This window comes from Rhodococcus sp. DMF-1 (assembly GCF_021441945.1).
In the GTDB taxonomy this organism is placed as follows: Bacteria; Actinomycetota; Actinomycetes; order Mycobacteriales; family Mycobacteriaceae; genus Rhodococcus; species Rhodococcus ruber.
Genome location: NZ_CP090442.1, coordinates 191177 through 212254, shown reverse-complemented (window position 1 = coordinate 212254; position 21078 = coordinate 191177). Strand labels below are relative to the sequence as shown.

At 71.6% G+C, this 21078-nt stretch carries 19 protein-coding genes; 12 read left to right on the top strand and 7 right to left on the bottom strand.

Translation table 11 applies throughout. From position 1 onward, the window contains the following. Nucleotides 1–18: 18 nt before the first annotated feature. From LZP97_RS01100 to LZP97_RS01085, 4 genes are all read left to right on the top strand, one after another. Nucleotides 19–885, top strand: a complete 867-nt coding sequence (locus LZP97_RS01100) for an Fpg/Nei family DNA glycosylase (RefSeq protein ID WP_048774068.1) — start codon at nucleotides 19–21, stop codon at nucleotides 883–885. Nucleotides 886–942: 57 nt separating this feature from the next. Beyond that, entirely contained in the window at nucleotides 943–1998 is a 1056-nt protein-coding gene (locus LZP97_RS01095) for a tellurite resistance/C4-dicarboxylate transporter family protein (RefSeq protein ID WP_048774070.1), read from the top strand. Beyond that, nucleotides 1953–2648 carry an alpha/beta hydrolase family protein gene (locus LZP97_RS01090; RefSeq protein WP_124259059.1) on the top strand — a complete coding sequence of 232 codons (696 nt, stop codon included), beginning with the start codon at nucleotides 1953–1955 and terminating at the stop codon, nucleotides 2646–2648. Before LZP97_RS01095 ends, LZP97_RS01090 begins: the two co-directional genes overlap by 46 nt. Before the next feature lie 217 nt (nucleotides 2649–2865). Beyond that, entirely contained in the window at nucleotides 2866–4392 is a 1527-nt protein-coding gene (locus LZP97_RS01085) for an MFS transporter (protein WP_234575094.1), read from the top strand. On the opposite strand, the gene LZP97_RS01080 is transcribed toward LZP97_RS01085, so the two are convergent. Next, the gene (locus tag LZP97_RS01080; RefSeq protein ID WP_234574942.1) at nucleotides 4355–5113 is read right to left on the bottom strand and encodes a 2OG-Fe dioxygenase family protein; all 759 of its coding nucleotides are present in this window, start codon (nucleotides 5111–5113) and stop codon (nucleotides 4355–4357) included. The genes LZP97_RS01085 and LZP97_RS01080 overlap by 38 nt on opposite strands. A gap of 188 nt (nucleotides 5114–5301) precedes the next feature. Further along, nucleotides 5302–6642: a nicotinate phosphoribosyltransferase gene (locus tag LZP97_RS01075; protein WP_442792843.1), complete on the bottom strand. Its 1341-nt coding sequence runs from the start codon at nucleotides 6640–6642 to the stop codon at nucleotides 5302–5304. 231 nt (nucleotides 6643–6873) lie between these two features. Between LZP97_RS01075 and LZP97_RS01070 the strand changes: the two genes are divergently transcribed. Then, complete coding sequence (locus tag LZP97_RS01070) at nucleotides 6874–8505, top strand: sensor histidine kinase (RefSeq protein ID WP_234575091.1); 1632 nt, start codon at nucleotides 6874–6876, stop codon at nucleotides 8503–8505. Between the two features lie 10 nt (nucleotides 8506–8515). Here the strand turns inward: LZP97_RS01070 and LZP97_RS01065 are convergent, their stop codons facing one another. Next, complete coding sequence (locus LZP97_RS01065) at nucleotides 8516–9154, bottom strand: response regulator (RefSeq protein WP_003937734.1); 639 nt, start codon at nucleotides 9152–9154, stop codon at nucleotides 8516–8518. Nucleotides 9155–9335: 181 nt separating this feature from the next. Between LZP97_RS01065 and LZP97_RS01060 the strand changes: the two genes are divergently transcribed. From LZP97_RS01060 to LZP97_RS01050, 3 genes are all read left to right on the top strand, one after another. Beyond that, nucleotides 9336–10256 (top strand): nitroreductase family protein, encoded by a 921-nt coding sequence (locus LZP97_RS01060; protein WP_026137460.1) that lies wholly within the window; start codon nucleotides 9336–9338, stop codon nucleotides 10254–10256. 61 nt (nucleotides 10257–10317) lie between these two features. Beyond that, nucleotides 10318–11271, top strand: coding sequence for an acyl-ACP desaturase (locus LZP97_RS01055; RefSeq protein WP_010593063.1), 954 nt, complete (start codon nucleotides 10318–10320; stop codon nucleotides 11269–11271). Next, nucleotides 11268–11561, top strand: a complete 294-nt coding sequence (locus LZP97_RS01050; RefSeq protein ID WP_172603597.1) for a hypothetical protein — start codon at nucleotides 11268–11270, stop codon at nucleotides 11559–11561. The genes LZP97_RS01055 and LZP97_RS01050 overlap by 4 nt, the downstream gene beginning before the upstream one ends. A 171-nt stretch (nucleotides 11562–11732) precedes the next feature. On the opposite strand, the gene LZP97_RS01045 is transcribed toward LZP97_RS01050, so the two are convergent. From LZP97_RS01045 to LZP97_RS01035, 3 genes are all read right to left on the bottom strand, one after another. After that, a complete protein-coding gene (locus LZP97_RS01045) occupies nucleotides 11733–12635 on the bottom strand; it encodes a universal stress protein (protein ID WP_010593065.1) in 903 nt (300 codons plus the stop codon). A 46-nt stretch (nucleotides 12636–12681) separates the two neighbouring features. After that, a complete protein-coding gene (locus LZP97_RS01040; RefSeq protein WP_010593066.1) occupies nucleotides 12682–13722 on the bottom strand; it encodes an LLM class F420-dependent oxidoreductase in 1041 nt (346 codons plus the stop codon). A 91-nt stretch (nucleotides 13723–13813) separates the two neighbouring features. Next, nucleotides 13814–14764, bottom strand: coding sequence for a universal stress protein (locus LZP97_RS01035; protein WP_010593067.1), 951 nt, complete (start codon nucleotides 14762–14764; stop codon nucleotides 13814–13816). A gap of 147 nt (nucleotides 14765–14911) precedes the next feature. Here LZP97_RS01035 and LZP97_RS01030 point away from each other — a divergent pair, with 147 nt between their 5' ends. The 4 genes from LZP97_RS01030 to LZP97_RS01015 all read left to right on the top strand — a co-directional run bounded on the left by LZP97_RS01030 (nucleotide 14912) and on the right by LZP97_RS01015 (nucleotide 19536). Then, nucleotides 14912–15364 carry a CBS domain-containing protein gene (locus tag LZP97_RS01030; RefSeq protein ID WP_010593068.1) on the top strand — a complete coding sequence of 151 codons (453 nt, stop codon included), beginning with the start codon at nucleotides 14912–14914 and terminating at the stop codon, nucleotides 15362–15364. 66 nt (nucleotides 15365–15430) lie between these two features. Then, a complete protein-coding gene (locus tag LZP97_RS01025; protein ID WP_010593069.1) occupies nucleotides 15431–15871 on the top strand; it encodes an RrF2 family transcriptional regulator in 441 nt (146 codons plus the stop codon). Between the two features lie 55 nt (nucleotides 15872–15926). After that, a complete protein-coding gene (locus tag LZP97_RS01020; protein WP_010593070.1) occupies nucleotides 15927–17150 on the top strand; it encodes a globin domain-containing protein in 1224 nt (407 codons plus the stop codon). Between the two features lie 100 nt (nucleotides 17151–17250). Next, a complete protein-coding gene (locus LZP97_RS01015) occupies nucleotides 17251–19536 on the top strand; it encodes a M28 family peptidase (protein WP_040274327.1) in 2286 nt (761 codons plus the stop codon). Here the strand turns inward: LZP97_RS01015 and LZP97_RS01010 are convergent, their stop codons facing one another. Beyond that, nucleotides 19537–21057, bottom strand: a complete 1521-nt coding sequence (locus LZP97_RS01010) for a glutamate-cysteine ligase family protein (protein ID WP_010593072.1) — start codon at nucleotides 21055–21057, stop codon at nucleotides 19537–19539. Nucleotides 21058–21078: the final 21 nt, after the last annotated feature.

Sequence of the window (21078 nt, the reverse complement as noted above, 5' to 3'; positions counted from 1 at the left end):
GCGCGATAGCCTGGCACCATGCCCGAGCTGCCCGAGGTGGAAGCCCTGGCGGTGTTCCTGCGCGAGCACGCCGTCGGTGCCGTCGTCGGCCGGATCGACGTGGCGGCGCTCAGCGTCCTGCAGACCGCCGACCCGCCGGTCACCGCGCTGCAGGGCCGCGACGTCACCGGCGTGTCCCGCTTCGGGAAGTTCCTCGCGGTCGACTGCGCCGGGCTGTGGCTCGTCGTGCACCTCTCACGCGCCGGGTGGCTGCGCTGGCAGGACAACCCGTCGCCGGCCCCGCCGAAGCTGGGCCGCGGCCCGCTCGCGCTGCGGATACATCTGTTCACCCCCGAGGCCGCCACCCCCGCCTTCGACCTCACCGAGGCCGGCACCCGCAAACGTCTGGCCGTGTGGATCGTCGACCGCCCGCAGCAGGTGCCCGGCATCGCCCGGCTCGGTCCCGACGCCCTGGCCGTCACCGCCGACGAGCTGGCCGCGCGACTGGCCGGCAGCACCGCACGCCTGAAGACCGCCCTCACCGACCAGCAGGTGCTCGCCGGGATCGGCAACGCCTACTCCGACGAGATCCTGCACGTCGCCCGGCTGTCGCCGTTCGCGCCGGCGGGCCGGCTCGGCGAAGAGCAACGACAGGCGCTGTACGACGCGATGCGCACGGTGCTGCTCGACGCCGTCACCCGTTCCGTGGGGCAGGACGCCGCACGGCTCAAAGGCGAGAAGCGGTCGGGGATGCGGGTCCACGCCCGCGCCGGGCTGCCCTGCCCGGAGTGCGGCGACACCGTCCGCGAGGTCGCCTACGCCGAGCGCTCCTTCCAGTACTGCCCCACGTGTCAGACCGGCGGCAGGATCCTCGCGGACCGGCGGCTGTCGCGGCTGGTCAAGTGAGCGGTGCCGTGCGGACCCGCGCCGACCCGGACGGACACCCGGCGGTAGCGTGCGGCTGTGACGGTTCTCGACGGTCTCCGCGGGTGCGCCCGCACGCTCGACCCCGGCTACTTCGCGCTCGTGATGGCGACCGGCATCGTGTCGATCGGCATGCATCTGCACGGCCTGACGACGGTGTCGGCCGCGTTGCTGCTGATCTCCGCCGTCGCCTACGTCGTCCTGCTCGCGCTGACCGGGTGGCGGCTCGTGCGGTTCCGCGACGAGGTCCGCACCGACCTCACCGACGCGAGCCGCGCATTCGGATTCTTCACGTTCGTCGCGGGCAGCAACGTGCTGGGGATCCGACTGACCATGGACGGGTGGCACTCGACGGCCGCGGTCCTGCTCGCCGGCGCGGCCGCGACGTGGCTCGTGCTCGGCTACGTCATCCCGTGGACGGCGGTGCTCGGCACCCGCCGGCGCCCGGTGATCGCCAAGGCCAACGGCAGCTGGTTCGTGTGGGTGGTCGCAGCCCAGTCGGTCGCACTCGCCGCGGCGACCCTCGAGCCGGTCTACGACGACCTACGCCGGCCGCTGTCGCTGGTGGCGGTGTTCGCGTGGTCGGTGGGCCTGTTCCTCTACGCCGCGGCGGGCGTGTTCGTCGCGGCACGGATGATGCAGTATCCGCTGCGGCCGGTGGACCTCACGCCGTCGTACTGGGTGTCGATGGGGGCCGCGGCGATCACCGTGGTGGCCGGCTCCCGCATCGTGGCCATGGAGTCGGCCCCGATGGTCGACGCCACCCGCGGACTCGTCGCCGGGCTGGTCGTGGTGTTCTGGGCGTTCGCGACGTGGCTGCTGCCCGCCCTCGTCGCCGCCGGGTGGTGGCGGCACCGCACCCACCGCATCCGGCTGCGCTACGAACCGGGCCTGTGGTCGATCGTCTTCCCACTCGGGATGTACGGCGTCGCCGGGATCTACCTCGCCGAGGCCGACGAGCTGCCGTGGGTCGGTGTCGTCGGCCGGACGGAACTGTGGGTGGCCGTGACGGTGTGGGCGGCGGTGTTCGCCGCGATGCTCGTGCACCTGTGGCGCACGGTGCTGCGTCCGCGTCCGGCTACCGTGGGCCGGTGACGACCGAGGCCCTCGACGACGATTCGGTGCACGGCGTGCTGCATCACCCCGACGGCGCTCCGCGCGGTGCGGTGGCCCTGACCCACGGGGCGGGCGGCAACTGCGACGCGGCGATCCTGCGGCAGCTGTGCGGCGCGTTCGCCGACGCGGGGTTCCTCGCGTTGCGCTTCGACCTGCCGTTCCGGCGCCGACGCCCGAAGGGGCCGCCGCAGCCGTCGCGGGCCGCGGAGGACCGGGCCGGGATCGCGGCGGCGGCCGAGGCGATGCGGGCCCGCACAGTCGGCCGACTCGTGCTCGGCGGTGTCTCGTACGGCGGCCGGCAGACGTCGATGCTCGCGGCCGAACGACCCGGCGTCGCGGACGCGCTCGTCCTGCTGTCCTATCCGCTGCATCCGCCGGGCAAGCCCGAGAAGGCGCGCACCGAGCACCTGCCCGCGCTCGCCGTGCCGGCGGTGTTCGCCCACGGTGACCGCGACCCGTTCGGCACCCTGGACGAGATGCGCGACGCGGTGCCGCTGATCCCAGCGCCCGTCGTGCTGCTCCCGGTGACGGGCGCGGCCCACGACCTCGGCAAGGCGAGGACCGATCCGGCACCGTCGATCGTGCACGCCGTGTCCGGGCTGCTCTCGGACACGGCGTCCCGGGCGTAGCACCCCCGACCGCGGGCGGGGCGTCGGTGGCCGGGTCTCGGGTGGATCCTCCCCGACGACGGCCGGGGCGGTCTCTCGCATCCAGCCGAACCGCCGTTGCAGCCGGTGTCCGGCAGTCGATTCGGCCCTCCAACCTCCGACGGGATGCGGAATCCGGGGGTTAGAGTCGATCACGTCGGACCTGGGAGCAGGGAGGTGGGCGGTGCCTACGTCTCGGTTGCAGACCCCCGCGAGGACCCTGCCGATCATCCTGGCCCTGTCCCTCGCCTTCACGATCACGGTCGTCGACCCGCTGGTGCTGAGCCTGAACATGCCCCAGGTGAGCCGGGCCCTCGATGTGCCACCGCAGCTCGTCGGATTGCTCGGCGGCACGGCGACACTGGTGATGGCCGCAGCCGTCCTCGCCGCGGGCAACCTCGGCGACGCGTTCGGGCTTCGACGCCTGCTGATGTCGGGACTGGTCGTCGTCACGGTCGCCGATCTGCTCTCCATGCTCTCGCCCCACTACGCCTTCCTGCTTGCGATGCGGGTCGTGGCCGGATTGGGAATGACGGCGCTGCTCGGAGTGCCGCTGGCACTGCTCAAGACGTCCGTGACGGACAAGCAGCGGCCGACGGCCATCGGCGTCTTCGTGGCCGTCGAGATGGTTCTCTGTGGGGTACTCCCTGCGTTGACGGGCTGGGCGGTCGCGGCCGCCGGCTGGCAAGTGGTGTTCCTGGTCGCACCGCTGCTGGCCGTGATCTCGCTTCTGCTGACGGCGAGGTTCGTCCCGGAGACGCCCGTTCAGCATCGCGCTCGGCTGGACGTGGCCGGCGTCGTCCTGGTCGGTACGGCGCTCCTGGCACTCGTCATCGGGCTGGCAGCCGCGCAGAACGGCATCCTCCGGCCCCAGACATGGCTGCCGTTGGCTGTCAGCGTGGTCGCCGCCGTGCTGTTCGTTCGCCACGAACGTCGCACCCCCGTACCGGCACTGGACCTGGCTCTGTTCGGAAGCCGGGCCTTCAGCGTGGCTCTGGCGGCGACCTTCACACTGAATTTCCTCATGGCCGGGCTCGGCATCGTCCTGGGGCAGTTCGGCAGTGTGGTGCTCGCGCTGTCGCCGGAGACCGTCGGCCTGCTGTTCCTCCCCGGCACGCTGCTGATCGCCGGTTTCGTGGTCTGGTCCGGGAGCCTGGTGGGGAGGTTCTCGCCGAGACCGGTGATGGTCGTCGGCCTCCTGTTCATGGCAGCCGGCGGACTGCTGATGGCGGGCACGGTCGATCCGGCAATGGCGCTGTGGTTGCTCGTCTCGGCCGTGTGGCTGTACAACCTGGGCTCGATGGTGACCTCCACCTCCGTGTCCGAGACGGTGCTCTCGCAGGCGCCGAGCGGGCAGTCCGGAACGGTGGCTTCCGTGCAGCTGGCCTTCGGGATGACCGGCTATGCGTTCGGGCCCACCGTGTACCTGCTGCTTCTCAACGTGTTCTTCCAGCGAGAATGGCTGGCCGACACCGAGGCACGCGGGCTGACGGCGACCCAGGGCGAGCAGGCCGTGGATGCCGCGCGTAGCGCGGTGGCGCAGAGCCTCGGTGGCGCCGGGTACGACCCGAACCTGCTCCGGCAGGCGGGCGGTCTCGATCTCGGAGCGGACCTGGCCGACGCGGTGCGCCTCACCATGCTGACGGTCAGCGTCCTGCCCGTCGCCGTGGCGGTGGCGGCCTTCGTGCTCATGTCCCGCCGCACGGGGCCGACGGCGCGAAGGTGACCACCAGCACGTCCCTCCGCGCCGGTTTTCCGGGGTCGACGGGCCGGATCGGCGAAACACCGTGCCAGGTGCAACGGTCGTCGCCCAGGAGGAAGGTGCCGGGTTCGCGCAGGGTCGTCGTCACGAGTCGCTCGCCGTCCGGGCCGACCACCGAGCTTTCGCCCCCGGCGGCGTTGTCGACGCCGATCAACAGGGAACCGACCAGCGTGACACCGTCGCGGTGCACGCCCTCGGGTGTGGGCCGGCCCTCGTTGTCGGCCGAGGCGACCACACGGAACGGATGCACCCACACCGTCCATTCGGGAGCTTCGTCGAGGATCGGCGCGATCCGGCCCACGAGCTTCACCGTGAGCTCGAACAGCGGATCTTCGAGGAACGCGGCCGTCAGCGGTTCGAAACGGCGGTCCCGGGCGAGGTAGAGGACGTTGGAGCCGTCCGGCTGGACGAAGTCCCGGTGCGCCGCCGGCTCCAGCGTGCCGTCGGCCGTCCGGTACCGGAATCGGCCGTAGCGCCGCAGCCGGTGCACGCCCTGTTCTGCCGCGTACGGGTCGGGCTCGAGCTCCTCCCAATGCGCGGAGAACCGGACCCACGCATCGGCGTCGGCACCGAGGGATCGCCACAGGTCTGCCGCCGGCATCAGGAACGTACCCACGGAGGCGAGCGCACGCCGTGCGGCGTCGACCGGATCCGTGCCGGACTCCGCACCCCCCGCAACCGTCATCGACTCAGAATCGGCGAGGACGGCCCCCAGCGCAACCGTCGCCGGTGCAGACCACGCCGCTGCCCACAACGCCGCTGCCCACCGAAGAGCCGCCGAAGGAAACCCATGGGGTCGACGAGCGCGAACGCCACCGTCGGCACGGCGAGCTGCCCAGGAAGCGGCCTCCGCCCGCCGCGGCAGTCATCCGGTCAGGGAGCCTGCCGAGCACCGCGCAACCGATCCAGATCGTCCTGCACGCGTGCACTCACCGCCACGGGATACGGCGCCCCCGCCTCGTCGAGGGAACGAAGCGCCGTCGGAAGGGCGTCGATCTGCTGCCGTGCACGCCGTCGCGCGTCGTCGAGTCCTGTGTCGTACTGCGGCAGCCGCCGGCCGGCTCTCATGACGGGCACCAGCAGCGGCTCACCCGGGAGGTCCTCGTCCGGCCGGCCGATGGTGTCGCCGGCGAATACGCCGCCGTCGGTCCGCCGGAACACCTGCTTGCGCCCGGGATGGAGCACCTTGCCGCTCGACAGCTTCGTACGTCCGACGCCGGCGTACTCGACCAGCTTGTACGCCATGTCGAGGGTCGGCGCGTCCTGGGCGATCGACAGGTGGGTGCCCACACCGAAGCCGTCGACGGGGCAACCGGCGTCGAGCAGTGCCGCGATGCTGTACTCGTCGAGGCCCGACGAGGCGAAGATCCGGACGTCGTGCAGCCCCGCTGCGTCGAGCCGGGCGCGCGCGGCCTTCGACAGGGCACCGAGATCCCCGGAATCCAGCCGGATCGCGCGCACGTCGAACCGATCGCCCAGCCGCCCGGCCAGGTCGACGACGAGGTCCACGCCGCGCAGGGTGTCGTAGGTGTCGACCAGCAGCGTCGTACCCGGATACAGCCGGGCGAACGCCTCGAAGGCCTCGGCCTCGTCGTCGAAGGCCTGGACGAAGCTGTGCGCCATCGTGCCGAACGCCGGAATCCCGTACTCCCTGGCTGCGAGCAGATTCGACGTTCCGGCGGCTCCCGCGAGGTATCCGGCGCGGGCGACTTCGAGCGCGGCGTCCGTGCCGTGCGCCCGGCGTGCGCCGAAATCCACCACCGGGCGCCCCTGCGCGGCCTCGACGATGCGCGCGGCCTTGCTGGCGAGGACGCTCTGCAGGTGGATCCGGTTCAGCACGAACGTCTCGACGAGCTGTGCCTCCAGGATCGGCGCGACGACCTGCACGATCGGTTCGTTCGGGAAGACCACCGTGCCCTCCGGCACCGCCCACACGTCGCCGGTGAAGCGCACCGCGGCGAGCTGTCCGAGGAACTCGTCGGAGAACAATCCGAGTCCGTGCAGGTATTGCAGGTCGTCCTCCTCGAACCGGAACGCCTCGAGGAAGTCGAGCACATCGGGCAGGCCGGCGGCCACCACGTACGACCTTCCGGGCGGCAGCTTCCGGAAGAACGTCTCGAACACGGCTGTCTCCGACATGCCCCGGACCGCGTAGGCCTGCGCCATCGTGACCTCGTACAGGTCGATGAACAGCGCGGCGCCCGGGAATCGCACGGCGACCGTCACCCGAGCCCGGTCCGGGCCGGTGTGTTCTCCATACCCGAATTCTCACACGCCGGCGAGGCGCCGGCGGCCGGTTGCGTCCGGTGCACGAGAGGGGCCGTCTTCGACGGCACCTATGCTGACGGTGTGAGCACTACCGGTGACGCTACGACCGCCGGCACCGCCGTCGGTCGCCCCGGTGACGGCACCGCCGTCGGTCGCCCCGGCGACCGCACCGCCGACATCGACGGACTGCTCGCCGAGATCCGGGATCGGCTGACCGACACCGTCACCACCCGCGCGAGCCTGCAGAGCCTGCTCGAGGCGGTGCTCGTCGTCGGGTCGGGTCTCGAACTCGACTCGATGCTCCAGCGCATCGTCTCCGCGGCCGTCACGCTGCTCGACGCCCGCTACGGCGCGCTGGGCGTGCGGGCTCCCGACGGTGGACTCTCGGAGTTCGTCTACGTGGGTATCGCCCCCGAGGCGCGCGGCCGCATGGGGCATCTGCCGGAGGGCCGCGGCCTCCTCGGTCTGCTCATCAACGACCCGAGGCCGGTGCGCATCGCGGACCTGTCCCGGCATCCCGCGTCGATCGGCTTCCCTCCGGGACATCCGCCGATGAAGAGCTTCCTCGGGACCCCGATCATGGTGCGCGGCAAGGTGTTCGGCAGCATCTACCTCACGGAGAAGGTCGGTTCCCCGGCGTTCACCGAAGAGGACGAGGTGATCCTGAAGGTGCTCGCGACCTCCGCGGGCGTCGCGATCGACAACGCGCGCCTGTTCGAGGGCTCCGTCACCCGCGAACGCTGGCTCGAGGCGGTGGCGACGATCAACTCCCGGCTGCTGGTCGGCGGCTCGGTCGACGAAACGCTGGAACTGCTGGTCGACCACGTGCGCGACCTCGCCCACACCGAAGGCAGCTACGTCGTGCTCGTCGACGGCACCCAGGGCACGGTCCGGGCCGCCGCCGCACCCGGCCCGCCGTCGGCCGGCACCCGCCTCGACCTCACCGGTTCTCCTGTGCTCGAGGCGATCCGGACGCGGCGCACCCTGCTCACCGACAGTCTCGAGGGCATCCCGGACGCGGCGGGCACCGACGGCCGCGCCGTCGTCCTGCCGTTGTCCGCCACCTCCGGCGCGAGCGGCGCCCTGATCGTCACCCGGGCGGCCCGATCCGACGCGTGGGACGACGAGGACGTCACGCGGCTCGAATCCATGGCCGATCTCGTCACCGTCGCGCTGGAGTTCGCCACGCAGCAACGCAAGAAGCGGTTGCTGGACGTGCTCGCGGACCGCGACCGCATCGCGCAGGATCTGCACGACAACGTGATCCAGCGGTTGTTCGCCACCGGGATGAGCCTGCAGAGCACGCTGGTTCCCGGCACCGACCCCGACCGGGTCGCGAACGTGGTCCAGCACGCCGTCGAGCAACTCGACCGCACCGTCCGCGAGATCCGCACCACCATCTTCGATCTGCACACCACCGGCGCCGCGGCATCGACCAGCCTGCGGCGGCGGCTGCTGGACGTGGTCGGCGACCTGACCGCCCAGTCGCCGGTGGCGCCGAACGTCCAGTTCTCCGGGCCGATAGACACTCTGGTCCCCGCCCGCATCCATCCGCACGCCGAAGCGGTGCTGCGGGAAGGACTCAGCAACGCGTTGCGTCACTCGCAGTCGGAGAAGATCTCCGTATCCGTCTCAGCGGGAGACGAATTCACGATCGAGATCGTCGACGACGGCATCGGGCTGCCGGACGCCCCGCGCCGCAGCGGCCTCACCAACCTCGAGCGTCGCGCCCAGCAGTGCGGCGGCCGCTGCAGCATCGGCCCCGGTGCGACGGGCGGCACGCGCGTGGTGTGGCAGGCGCCGCTCTGACGGGTCGGCGTCAGACCTCGCGCTGCTTGCGCAACTCGGTGGCGAGCACCGCGGCCTGCGTGCGACGCTGCATCCCGAGCTTGGCCAGCAGCCGCGAGACGTAGTTCTTGATCGTCTTCTCCGCCAGGAACAGCCGCTCGGCGATCTCGCGATTGGTCAGGCCCTCCCCGATCAGCTCGAACACGGCCCGTTCCTGGTCGGACAGTTCGGCGAGCGGATCCGCCGTGCGGGACGCGCGGATGCGTTCCATGAGCGCGGCCGTGGCCCGGCTGTCGAGCAGCGAGCCGCCGGCCGCGACGGTCCGGATCGCCGACACCAGGTCGGTGCCGAGGATCTGCTTGAGCACGAATCCGGACGCACCCGCCATGATCGCGTCGAACAGGGCCTCGTCGTCGGCGTAGGAGGTGAGCATGAGAGCGCGCAGCTCCGGCATGCGGGCCCGCAGCTCACGGCACAGTTCCACGCCGTTGCCGTCGGGCAGGCGCACGTCGAGGACCGCGACTTCGGCTCCGCTCCCCGGGATGCGGGCCAGCGCCTCGCCGACCGACGCGGCCTCCCCGACGACCGTGAAGTCGGGCACGCTGTCGAGCAGGTCGACCAACCCGCGCCGCACGATCTCGTGGTCGTCGACGAGAAATACCCGAGGCATCGTCCCTCACCTTTCCTGGCACCGGTGTTGCGGTGACCATGCTCGCACACCACCTGCCGCGGGCCGTTCGACGGCAGTTTCGGGACCTTCGGCACATGCGCCCGGCACAGTCCACGGGCGATGCTCGGAACGTCGCCCCGATGAGCCGTGCGGGGTGACCGACCAGGACGAGGAGGCTGCGATGTCCACGGTGCCCGACACCTGGTCCACGAGCGACACCGAGGTCATCGCGCGTGCCGTGATCGAGGCCCCCTCCATCCACGACACCCAGCCGTGGAATCTGCGTCTCCCGGCGCGCACCGCCGAACTGGAGGAGCGGGTCGAGTTCGCCGCGCCCGGTCCGGACCCGCTGCGCCCGGATCGCCTCATCTCGTGCGGGGCCGCCGTCGCCAATCTCGAACTCGGCATCCGGGCGCTCGGCTGGAGCACCCGGACCCTGCTGCTACCGGAGCCGGAGCGGCCCGAGCTGATCGCGCGGATCGAGGCGGCGGCTCCGGCCACCCCGTCGAGCACCGATCTGGGGTCCTTCGCCGCGATCTCGCACCGGCGCAGCCACCGCGAGTCGTTCGCCCGGATCCCGGTGCCGGCCACCACCATCGCCGACGTGATGGCGGCCGCCGACATCCCCGGTGTCCGGGTTCGCCTGCTGGCCTCGGACGAGGCACCGGCCCTCGCCGACATGCTCACGTACTCGGCCGAGGCGATGCGCCGCAACCCGCACTACCAGCGCGAGATGTTCCGGTGGACGTCGCACTGGCATCCGGAGGGCAACGCCGAGGTGGTGACCGACTGGGGCGCCGACCTGGACGCCGGCGGAGCGGCCGGGCGCGCACTGATCACCACCGGCGTGCCGGACACCGCCGAACTCGCGGCGGCCATCGACCGGGAGACCGTGCTGGTCTTCTCGGTACAGTCCGCCGATCCGATCGACCTGGTGCGGGTGGGCATCGCATCCGAGCGGGCGTGGCTGGCGGCGGTCGATGCCCGGCTGTCCGCCTCCGTGCTCACCTATCCACTGCGCGTGGAGGACTCCGCGGCCCGGCTCGCCGAACGGATGGACCTCGACGGTCTTCCGCAACTGATCATGCGTATCGGGTTCTGACCGGACCGAACGGGGCGTCGCAGGGGGGCGCCCCGACCAATCAGAGAGGGAACACATCACTGTGACAAGGGAACTCACGGACCTGCAGTTGCTCCGGGAGCTCGAGCCGATCGCCGAGGACAACGTCCACCGCCACCTGGCGATGGCGAAGGACTGGCATCCGCACGACTATGTTCCGTGGGACGAGGGCCGCAACTTCGCCGCCCTCGGCGGCACCGACTGGGATCCCGCCCAGTCCGCGTTGTCCGACACCGCCCAGGCAGCGATGATCACCAATCTGCTCACCGAGGACAACCTGCCCTCCTACCACCGTGAGATCGCCGAGCACTTCAGCCTCGACGGCGCGTGGGGCACGTGGGTGGGACGTTGGACGGCCGAGGAGAACAAGCACTCCGTCGTCATGCGGGACTACCTCGTGGTCACCCGCGGGGTGGACCCCGTCGCACTCGAGAACGCGCGCATGGCGCACATGACCACCGGCTTCGACCCGGGGTCGACATCGATGCTCGAGTCCGTGTCGTACGTGACCTTCCAGGAACTGGCGACCCGGGTCTCGCACCGCAACACCGGCAGGGCGTGCGGCGACCCGATCGCGGACCGCATGCTCGCCCGCGTCGCCGCGGACGAGAACCTGCACATGATGTTCTATCGCAACATCGTCGACGGCGCCCTCGACATCGCCCCCGACCAGACGTTGGCCGCGATCATGAGCGTGCTGACCCGGTTCCGGATGCCCGGTGCGTCGATGGCGAACTTCCGGCGCAACGCCGTCCTGATCGCCAAGGGCGGCATCTACGACCTGCGCCAGCACCTCGACGACGTGGTGCTGCCGGTGCTCCGCAAGTGGCGCGTGTTCGAGCGCACCGACTTCGGCGGCCGCGGCGAACAGCTGCGCGAGGACCTCGACGCCTTCCTCACCGATCTGCAGACGAAGGCCGAGCGGTTCGAGGAAGCCCGGGACCGCGCGCTCGCACGTCAGGCCCACCGCGACGAGCACGCGGGGGCGAGCGCATGACCAGCGTGCGTGAGCCCGGGACCGGAACCCCCCGGACCGGAACCCCCCGGACCGGAACCACCGACAGCAAGCTGTTCGGCTCGGTTCTGGACATGGCGCGCGCCGCGAAGCGCGGCGACGTGTCCGGCTGGCTGACCGCCAAGAGCAGTACCCACCGCCCGGAGGACGTCGCCTACCTGAGCTCGGTGCTGCTGGGCGTCCTCATCGAGAACGACGCGGTCCGTCGCGGCATCCATCCCGCCGACGTCTGGCGCGAACTGCGCGAGCGTGGCCTCGACGACTTCGGCTGACTCGCGCACCGAGGAGACCACCGTGCGACGATGCCCGGCACCCGCTTCCGGGTGCCGGGCATCGAGCGTCCGGGTACGGTCGCGCGGTGCGGTGCTTCTCGCGCGCGTGAGAACGCGCGCGAGAAGCACCCAGCCGCGCAACCACATGCGGCGCAGGCCGGGACGGGAGGGCTACTTCTCGCCGTCGGGCCGGACGATCAGCACGGGGCAGTCGGCGGTCTGCATCAGCGCATTGCTGGTCGATCCGAGCAGCAGGCCCTTGAAGCCGCCGCGGCCTCGGGAGCCGACGACGATCAGCTGGGCGCGTTCGGCGTACTCGCTCAGCACCCGCACCGGCCGGTCCCGCGCGACGACGCGTTCGACGACGACGTCCGGGTAGCGCTCCTGGAACCCGGCGAGGTTCTCGGCGAGCACGACCTCCTCGCCCGTCTGGATCCGGCTCCACTGCGGATCCTCGGGCACCGCGCCCAGCGACGGCTGCACGCTCACGTCGCTCCACACGTTCACCGCGACGAGCGTGGCCTTGCGGGCGGCCGCCTCGGCGAACGCCACCTCGACGGCGCGCACCGACGCCTCGGAGCCGTCGACGCCCACCACGACCGGGCCGTCGGAGGGGGGTGCCCCGTCGAGGGTGCGGCCGCGCACGATCGCGACCGGGCAGTGGGCGTGCGAGGCGAGACCGAGGGTGACGGAGCCGACGAGCAGCCCCTTGACCTCGCCGAGGCCGCGGGAGCCGAGCACGACGGTGTCGGCACGGCGCGAAACCTCGACGAGGGTGGGGACGACCTTGCCCTCGATCTGCTCGGTGGTGATCTCGACCGGGCCCTGCTCGTCGGCGATGCGCTTGGCGAGCACCACGGCGCTGTCGAGCCGGGCCCGCGCCGTCTCCTTCATCTCCTCGTGGAAGCTCTCCGCGAGGTAGGGCTCGGAGTAGTAGAAGGCGGGGATGTGCACGACGGTGACGATGTGCAGCGGCAACGCACGGGCCGCGGCGGCGCGGGCCGCCCAGATCACCGCGGTGGCCGCCGCGTCGGATCCGTCGACCGCGACGACGATCGGTTGGGTATCGGTCATAGGTGTCCCCTCTGTCGGCGGGCCGGCGGCCCGGTTCTCGCGAGCGTCAGTTGCAGATCTCCCGCAGCTGTTCGATCAGTCGGACCCGGCCGGCGGTGTTCTCCGCGATCGGGGTGACGGTGAGGGTGGTGACGCCGGCTTCGGCGAACGCGGCGACCCGCTCCCGGACGTAACTCTCGGGGCCGATCAGCGAGACGGCCCGCACGAGGTCGTCGGGCACTGCGGCGGCCGCCTCCTCCTTGCGGCCGGCGAGGTACAGGTCCTGAATGGTCTCTGCTTCCTTCGCGTAGCCGTAGCGGACGGCGAGATCGTTGTAGAAGTTCTTCCCCTTCGCACCCATGCCGCCGATGTACAACGCCAGGTGCGGGCGCACGAAGTCGAGGAGGAAGTCGACGTCGTCACCGATCGCGAGGGCGGCCCCGACGTAGACCTGCAGGTCGCCCAGCGAGGGGTCGCGCTTGGCCTTGCCGCGCGCGAGGGAATCGCCCCAGACGTCGGCGGCCTTCTCCGGATGGAAGAAGATCGGCTCCCAGCCCTCGGCGATCTCGGCGGTCATCTCGACGTTCTTGGGGCCGATCGCGGCGATCAGGACGGGGATGCGTTCCCGCACCGGGTGGTTGATGAGCTTGAGCGGTTTGCCGAGCCCGGTGCCCTTCTCCGGCGGCAGCGGGATCTGGTAGTACTTGCCCTGGTATTCGACCTTTTCCCGGCGCCACACCTGACGGCAGATGTCGACGAGCTCCCGGGTGCGGCCGAGCGGCGCGTCGTACTTGACGCCGTGGAATCCCTCGATGACCTGCGGGCCGGACGCACCGATCCCCAGGACGAAACGGCCGTCGGAGACGTAGTCCAGTCCTGCGGCGGTCATCGCGGTCAGGCTCGGCGTGCGGGTGTAGATCTGGAAGATGCCCGAGGCCAGCTCGAGTCGTTCGGTCTTGGCCGCGAGGTAGCCGAGCTGACTGACCGCGTCGAACGAGTACGCCTCCGGCACGAAGATGATGTCGAGGCCGGCCCGTTCCAGATCGGCCACCTCCGCCGCCGTCTCGGCGAAGCCGCCGCTGTAGTTCAGTCCCATCCCGATGCGCATCGGCATACCCCGTGATCCGTTGGTGCGTGCCCGGACGGGCACGCTCGTACCGTTTTCCCGGTACCCTACCGCCGGGGCGCGGCACCGATCCTCAGGACTCGTCGGGGCGCACGACCATCACGGGGCAGTGGGCGTCCCGGATCAGCGAGTTGCTGGTGGAACCGAGCAGCATGCCGGTGAATCCGCCGCGTCCGCGACTGCCGACCACCAGCAGCTGCGCCTTCTCGGACCAGGCGAGCAGGTGAGCGCGCGGCCCGTCGACGTACACCTCGCGGCGCACGTTCACGTCGGGGTAGCGGTCGTGGAATCCGGCGAGACGCTCGGCGAGCAGGGCCTGCTCGGATTCCGCGAACGCGTCGGGATCGATCGAGACCTCGACGGCCTCGTCGAACGTCCCGCGCCGCATGTCGCTCCACACGTGGACCGCGACCAGGTCGACACCCCGCAGACCGGCCTCCTCGAACGCCGCGTGCACGGCCTTCTCGCTGAGGGTGCTGCCGTCGACCCCGACGACGACGGGCCGGGTGTCGGGCAGGGACTCCGGTGCCTCGCCGCGAACGACGACGACGGGGCACCGGCCGTGGCTGGCCACGGAAACGGGGGTGGAGCCGAGCAGGGCCTCGCCCACCCGGCCGGTGCCGGAGGAACCGAGCACGAGCATGCGCGCGTGGGCGGACAGGTCGATGAGCCAGCGGGCGCTGCCGGTGGCGGCGAGTCGGGTGGTGATCTCGAGCGCCGGCGCGACGGTGCGGGCGACCTCCTCGGCCCGTTGCAGCAGCGTCTTGCCCTCGTCCTCGACCCATTCGAAGACCTGCGCGGTCTGGATGAACGGCGCCCCGCTGTACCCGCTGGGGGCGAAGTCCAGAGCGTGCACGATGTGCAGCGGCAACCCGCGGTCGGCGGCGGTCGCGGCGGCCCACCGGACGGCGTCGTCGGAGGCCGGAGAGCCGTCGATCCCGACCACCACGGTGTTCGACCGCACCGCCTCGTCGTGCGCGGGTTCGTGGTGCGTCTTGCTGCCGGGGAACTTCACGTCGGTCACCGCTCTCGTCGCAGGGATCGTCCTCGGCCTCGAGGTTAACCCGCTCCCCCTGGGCCAGGAATGGTCTTTGGTCCTTCTCCGGGAAGTCCGGAGCCACTGGTCCGGCGGGGAGGATGCGGCCACAATCGTGGGGAGAGGAGGCGCGTCATGTCCGGTGGTCCGATCCGCGTGACGGATGCCGCGGCCCGCAAGGTCCGCGCGGCGGACGTGATGAGCACGCCGGTGCTGGCGGTGACGGTGGACGCCACCTTGGAGCGGGCCGGGGAGGTGCTGGCGCGCAACGGTTTCACCACACTTCCGGTGGTGGACGAGTACGGCCGGTTGTGCGGCCTGATCACCGAGGAGGCCCTGGCGGGGGCGCACCTGGCGCGGCTGTCGGTGTATGCCGATCTGCCCGAGCCGATCGTGAGCGCGATCCGCCGGCCGCTGACGGTGCGGGCGGTGGCGCTGCCGCCCGTCGCCCTCGACGCGGACGCGGAGCTGTTCGACATCGCGCGAGCGATGCTGCAGATGCGGCTGCGGTCCGTGCCGGTGGTGCGCGACGGCCGGCCGATCGGAATCGTCAGCTGGCGCAATATCCTTCCCCTGCTCGAGCACTGAAGACCGGAAAGCGATCTGCGTCACATTAAATTGTCATTTGGGATGACAATTATCTAGTCTCGGTTCATGCAACTCACCCAGTTCACCGATCTCGGACTGAGAGTTGTCATGTACCTGGCGGCCGCCGCGCCCGACAGCTCCCCCAGTACCAGAAGCGTTGCCGAGCAACTGGAGTTGTCGTACGCCCACACCACCAAGGTGGTCGCACGACTGAGCGAACTCGGCGTCGTCACGACCCGCCGCGGCCGCGGCGGCGGACTGGCCATCACCGAACTCGGCCGGTCCGCCACCGTCGGATGGCTCGCCCGGCAACTCGAAGGCGACAACGAGGTCGTCGCCTGCGAGGGCGACAAGCCGTGTCCGCTGCGCGCCGGGTGCAGCCTCCGGGGCGCACTGCGACGCGCCCAGGAGGCGTTCTACACCGCCCTCGACGCCGTCACCGTCGCCGACCTCGCCCGCCCGCCCACCCGCACCGTCCTGCTCGAACTCACCCGCCCCGCCGTCTGACCGCAGGGTTCCACAGCCCGCGAACCCGCCCAGCCCGATCGAAACGGAGTCCACGATGCCGCTCTCAGCCGAGTCCAAGGAAGTCATCCGCGCCACCCTCCCCGCCGTGGGTGCCGCCATCGGCGACATCACCCCCCTGTTCTACAAGAAGATGTTCGCCGCGCACCCCGAGCTCGAGCGGAACCTGTTCAACCGCGGCAACCAGAAGCAGGGCGAACAGCAGAAGGCCCTCGCCGGCTCCATCGCCGCGTTCGCGACCCTGCAACTCGACCCCGATCCCGCCCGGGTCGAGGCCATCCTGTCCCGCATCGCGCACAAGCATGCCTCCCTCGGCATCAAGCCCGACGAGTACTGGATCGTCCACAAGCACCTGTTCGAGGCCATCGTGGAGGTCCTCGGCGAAGCCGTCACCCCCGAGGTCGCCGCGGCCTGGGACGAGCTGTACTGGCTGATGGCCAACACCCTCATCAAGCTCGAGGACGACCTGTACAAGGCCGCGGGCGTCGCACCGGGCGACGTGTGGCGCACCGTCCGCGTCGCCGAGCGCCGGCACCAGTCCGCCGACACGGTCTCGTTCGTCCTGACCTCGCTCGACGGCGCCCCGCTGCCTGCTTTCCGCCCGGGCCAGTACCTCTCGGTGGGCGTCGTGCTCCCCGACGGCGCCCGCCAGATCCGCCAGTACAGCCTGACCAACGCGCCGTCGCAGGGAGACTGGCGCATCACCGTCAAGCGGATCCTGGCGACCACCACCCCCGACGGCGCCGTCGCGCCGGCCGGTGAAGTGTCGAACTTCCTGTACGACAACGTCTTCGAAGGCGACGATCTGCAGGTGACCACGCCGTTCGGCGACCTGGTGCTGCCCGACGACGGCGCCCCGCTGCTGCTGGCCTCCGCCGGCATCGGCTGCACCCCGATGATCGGCATGCTCGCGCATCTGGCGGAAACCGGTGACGAGCGCAAGGTTTCGGTGCTGCACGCCGACCGCTCCGTCGCCAACCACGCCCACCGGCACGAACTCGCCACCCTCGTCGAGCGCATCCCGTCCGCCGAGGTGCACCGCTGGTACGAGGATCTCGGTGCCCGCGAACCGCTCGAGACCGTGCGCGTGGGCCGGGCCGACGTGTCGGACCTGCCGCTCGACCCGAACACCAAGGCGTACCTGTGCGGTCCGCTGCCGTTCATGCTCTCGCTGCGCGAGGCCCTGATCGAGCGCAACGTGCCCGCCGAGAACATCCACTACGAGGTGTTCGGCCCGGACAGCTGGGCCCCCAGCGCCTGAGTCCCAGCGCCTGAGTCCCAGCGCCTGAGTTCCCTGCGACCGTGCCCCGGCCCCGGCCGGGGCACGGTCGTCTCCACGATCCGGCGCTAGGCTCGCTCGCATGGACGACGTCGCGGTCCCCGCCCGTGCGGACACGCCCCGCGGTCCCGCCCGGATCGGACTGCTCGTGCTGCTCCTCGTCGCGCTCACGGCCACGCTGCGGACCCCGGTGGCGCCCGCGCCGGCCGACACCCCACCGACCGAGTTCAGCGCCGCCCGCGCGACGGCGCACGTCGAGGCGGTGGCCGCGCAGCCGCGCCCGCCCGGCTCGGCCGGCCATGCCGCGGCGCGGGACTACCTGGTCCGCGTCCTCGACGGACTCGGCTGGGCCGCCCGCGTCGACGACGGCGTCGGCTGGTCGACCACCGCCGTGCAGGGCACCCAGCGCGGCGGCCGGGTCGCCAACGTGGTCGCCACCCTCCCGGGCACCGACCCCACCGGTTCCGTCGTGCTCGCCGCGCACTACGACACGGTCCCCGCTTCCCCCGGCGCGGGCGACGACGGGATCGGAATCGCCACGGTCCTCGAGGCCGCCCGGGCCCTGTCCGCCGGCCCCCGTCCCCGGAACGACGTGACGGTGCTCGTCACCGACGGCGAGGAACGCGGCCTGCTCGGCGCCGAGGAGTACACGAGGCGGCAGCCGGCCGACGCGCGGCCGACCGTGGTGCTCAACCACGAGGCCCGCGGCAACGGCGGCGTCCCCGTCACCTTCCGGATCTCCTCACCCAACGCCGGTCTCGTGGGTGTGCTGTCCGACGTGCCGGGCACGACCGCGGACTCGTTCACCCAGACGGCGTTCGAGTTGCTGCCCAACGATACCGACTTCCGCCGCCTCACCGAGGCCGGCCTGCACGCCGCGGACACCGCGGTCGCCGGCGGCGGCGCCTACTATCACAGCCCCGTCGACACCGCGGACCGGCTCGACACCTCGTCGCTGCAGCGCATGGGCGAAACGACCCTCGCTGCGGCACAGCGATTCTCGTCCATCGACCTGGCCGAACTCGGTTCCGGCGGCGACGACGTCGTCGTCACCCTGCCCTGGGGACCGGTGCACTTCCCCCGCAGGCTCGAGATCGCCCTGACCGCGCTGCTCGCCGCCGTCACCGGTGCCCTCGTGGCCCGGCGGATCCGGGACGGCACCGCCTCGGCGGGCCGGCTCGCGGCATCGGGCGGGATCTCGATCGCCGTGGCGGCCGCGGCGGCGGGTGCGGCGTTCGTCCCGTGGTGGCTCGCGCTGCGGATCGCCCCCGGGCAGGCCTCGGCGGTCCTGCGGGAACCGTACCGGCCGGTGCCCTATCAGGTTGCCGCGGTGGCCGCGGCCGTCGCCGTCCTGCTCGCGGCGTACCCGGCGGTGCGCCGCCGCATCGGCCCGGCGGCGTTCGCGACGGGCGCGCTGCTCGCCGTCGCGGTCACCGCCGTGGCCGCGCTGCCCTTCCTGGGCGTCGCGACCGTCCTGGTCCTGCCGGCGCTGCCGGCCGCGGTCGCCGCGCTCGTCGTGGACCGGCTGCCGGCCGACCGGCGCGGGTGGCGGACGCCCGTGACGGTGGCCGGGACCGTGCCGGCGGTCGTGGTGCTCGTGCCCGGCGCGGTCGCGTCGTTCGACGCCGGTCTGCTCACCGGAGCGCCGCTCGCGGGCGTGTTCGTCGCGGTGCTGTTCGCGCTGGCGCTGCCGCTCGTCGACGCCGCCGGCGACCCGTCGCAGCTGCGGCTCGCCGCGATCGCCGCCGCGGCGGTCGTGGTGGTGGCCGCGCCGACCGGGGGTTGGGTCAACCGCGACGGCGCCACCCCGCCGCGGCAGGAACAGCTCCTCTACGCACTGAACGCCGACACCGGCGCCGCCGTGTGGGCCTCGCCGCGCGCCCCCGCGTCGGACTGGAGCCGCGCCCTGTTGACCGAGGCGCCGGCCACCCTGCCGGACGCGTTCCCGTGGCGCAGCGAGACCAGGTTCGCCCACGGCCGGGCACCGGCCGCGCCGCTGCCCGCGCCCGGGCTCGACGTCGTCGCGGACGTCACCGACGGCGACGAGCGGACGCTGACGTTGCGGCTGACGTCACCGCGCGGGGCGCCCACGGTCGGGCTGTGGGTGGACGAGACGACCGCGGAGGTGCGCGAGGTCGCGGTGGCCGGCCGGAACGCCGCACCGGCCGCGCCGTTCGGGTTCCTGTTCTCGGGGACGCCGGCCGAGGGCATCGAGGTGCGGCTGACCGTCGTTCCGCGCTCCGGTACCACCGTGCTGCACGTCGCCGATGTCACCGACGAGCTGACCGCGGTCCCGGAATACCGCGCTCCGGACGACCGGGTCGTGGTCACCCCGGCGGTCGCGGTGACCCGGACCGTCCGGTTGTGATCACACCGCGCCGAGCGGCCACTCGTGAACGGGCTTGCCACCGAGCATGTTCCGGATGTAGTCGCGCATCATTCCGTGGAGGGCGGTGCGCCGGTCGGCGCCGGCGTCCTCCCGTTCGACGACCTGCGCGCGCTGCCACGCCGCACCGGTCTGCCGGTTCAGGCACCGGCCCTCGATGATGCCCAGGTACCTGTCCCGCGCCTGCTGCGACAGGCCGAAGGCGGTCAGCCCCGCGTCCGCCATCGGCAGCAGCCGGCGCAGCACGAGTTCGTCGGCTCCGACCCACCCCAGTCCGGGCCAGTACAACCGCGCGTCGAGACCGTACTTGGCCCCGATCCCGAGGTTCTCGCGGGCGGCGTCGAAGCTCATGAACCGGCACAGCGGCACGTCGGCATCGACGAGAGCCCGCAGCGCCCCGTAATAGAACGCGGCGTTGGCCATGACGTCGAGCACCGTCGGCCCCGCCGGCAGCACCCGGTTCTCGAGCCGCAGGTGCGGGTGGTCGTCGGCGACGTCGTAGACGGGCCGGTTCCAGCGGTAGATGGTGCCGTTGTGCATCTGCAGCTCGCGCAGGCCCGGAGTCCGTCCGGCATCGAGCTCGGCGAGCGGGTCGACCTCGGAGACCTCGGGAAGCAGTGCCGGAAAGTACCGCGAGTTCTCCTCGAACAGGTCGGTCACCGAGTCGATCCAGCGCTCGCCGAACCACACCCGCGGGCGCACCCCCTGGTTCTTCAGCTCCTGAGTGCGGGTGTCGGTGGCCTGCGCGAACAGCGGGATCCGGCTCTCGTGCCACAGCGCCTTGCCGGCGAGGAACGGGGAGTTGGCGGCGAGCGCCACCTGCACCCCGGCCAGGCACTGGGCGGCGTTCCAGTGTTCGGCGAAGTCTTCCGGAGCCACCCGCAGATGCAGTTGCAGCGACGTGCACGCCGCCTCCGGCACGACCGAGTTGGCATCGGCCCGCAGTTGTTCGGCACCGTCGCGGCCGGGCAGGGGCACGCCGTCGAGATCGAGTTCGATGTCTTCGCCGCGCGCGGCGAAGATCTGCTCGTTGAGGGCCTCGTAGCGCGGATTGGCGGTGATGCGTTCCCGGTCGAGGTGGGCGAGCTCGAGCGTCGGCAGCATGCCGATCATGACGAGCTGGGCGTCCTGTCGGTGCATCCGCGTGTCGGCGCGGCGCAGCGACTCGCGCAGGGAGTTCTCGATGTCGAGGACGGCGTCGCCGGCGAACGGCCCGGGGTCGACGTTCATCTCGACGTTGAACTGGCCGAGCTCGGTCTGGAACACGGCGTGATCGTCGATCGCCTGCAACACCTCGAGGTTGCACATGGCCGGTTCCATGTCGTCCTGGACGAGGTTGAACTCGATCTCCATGCCCAGGAGCGGCTCCGGGCGTTCGCGCGCATCGGTGAAGGCGCCTTCGCGCAGCATCCGCTCCAGGGCGGCCAGGCAGGCCTGCACCTTGGTGCGGAACTCGCGCCGGTCGGCGCGAGTGAAGGACCGAGCCTTGATCTGCGTGCCCATGGAGCCGTGTCCCTCTCCCCC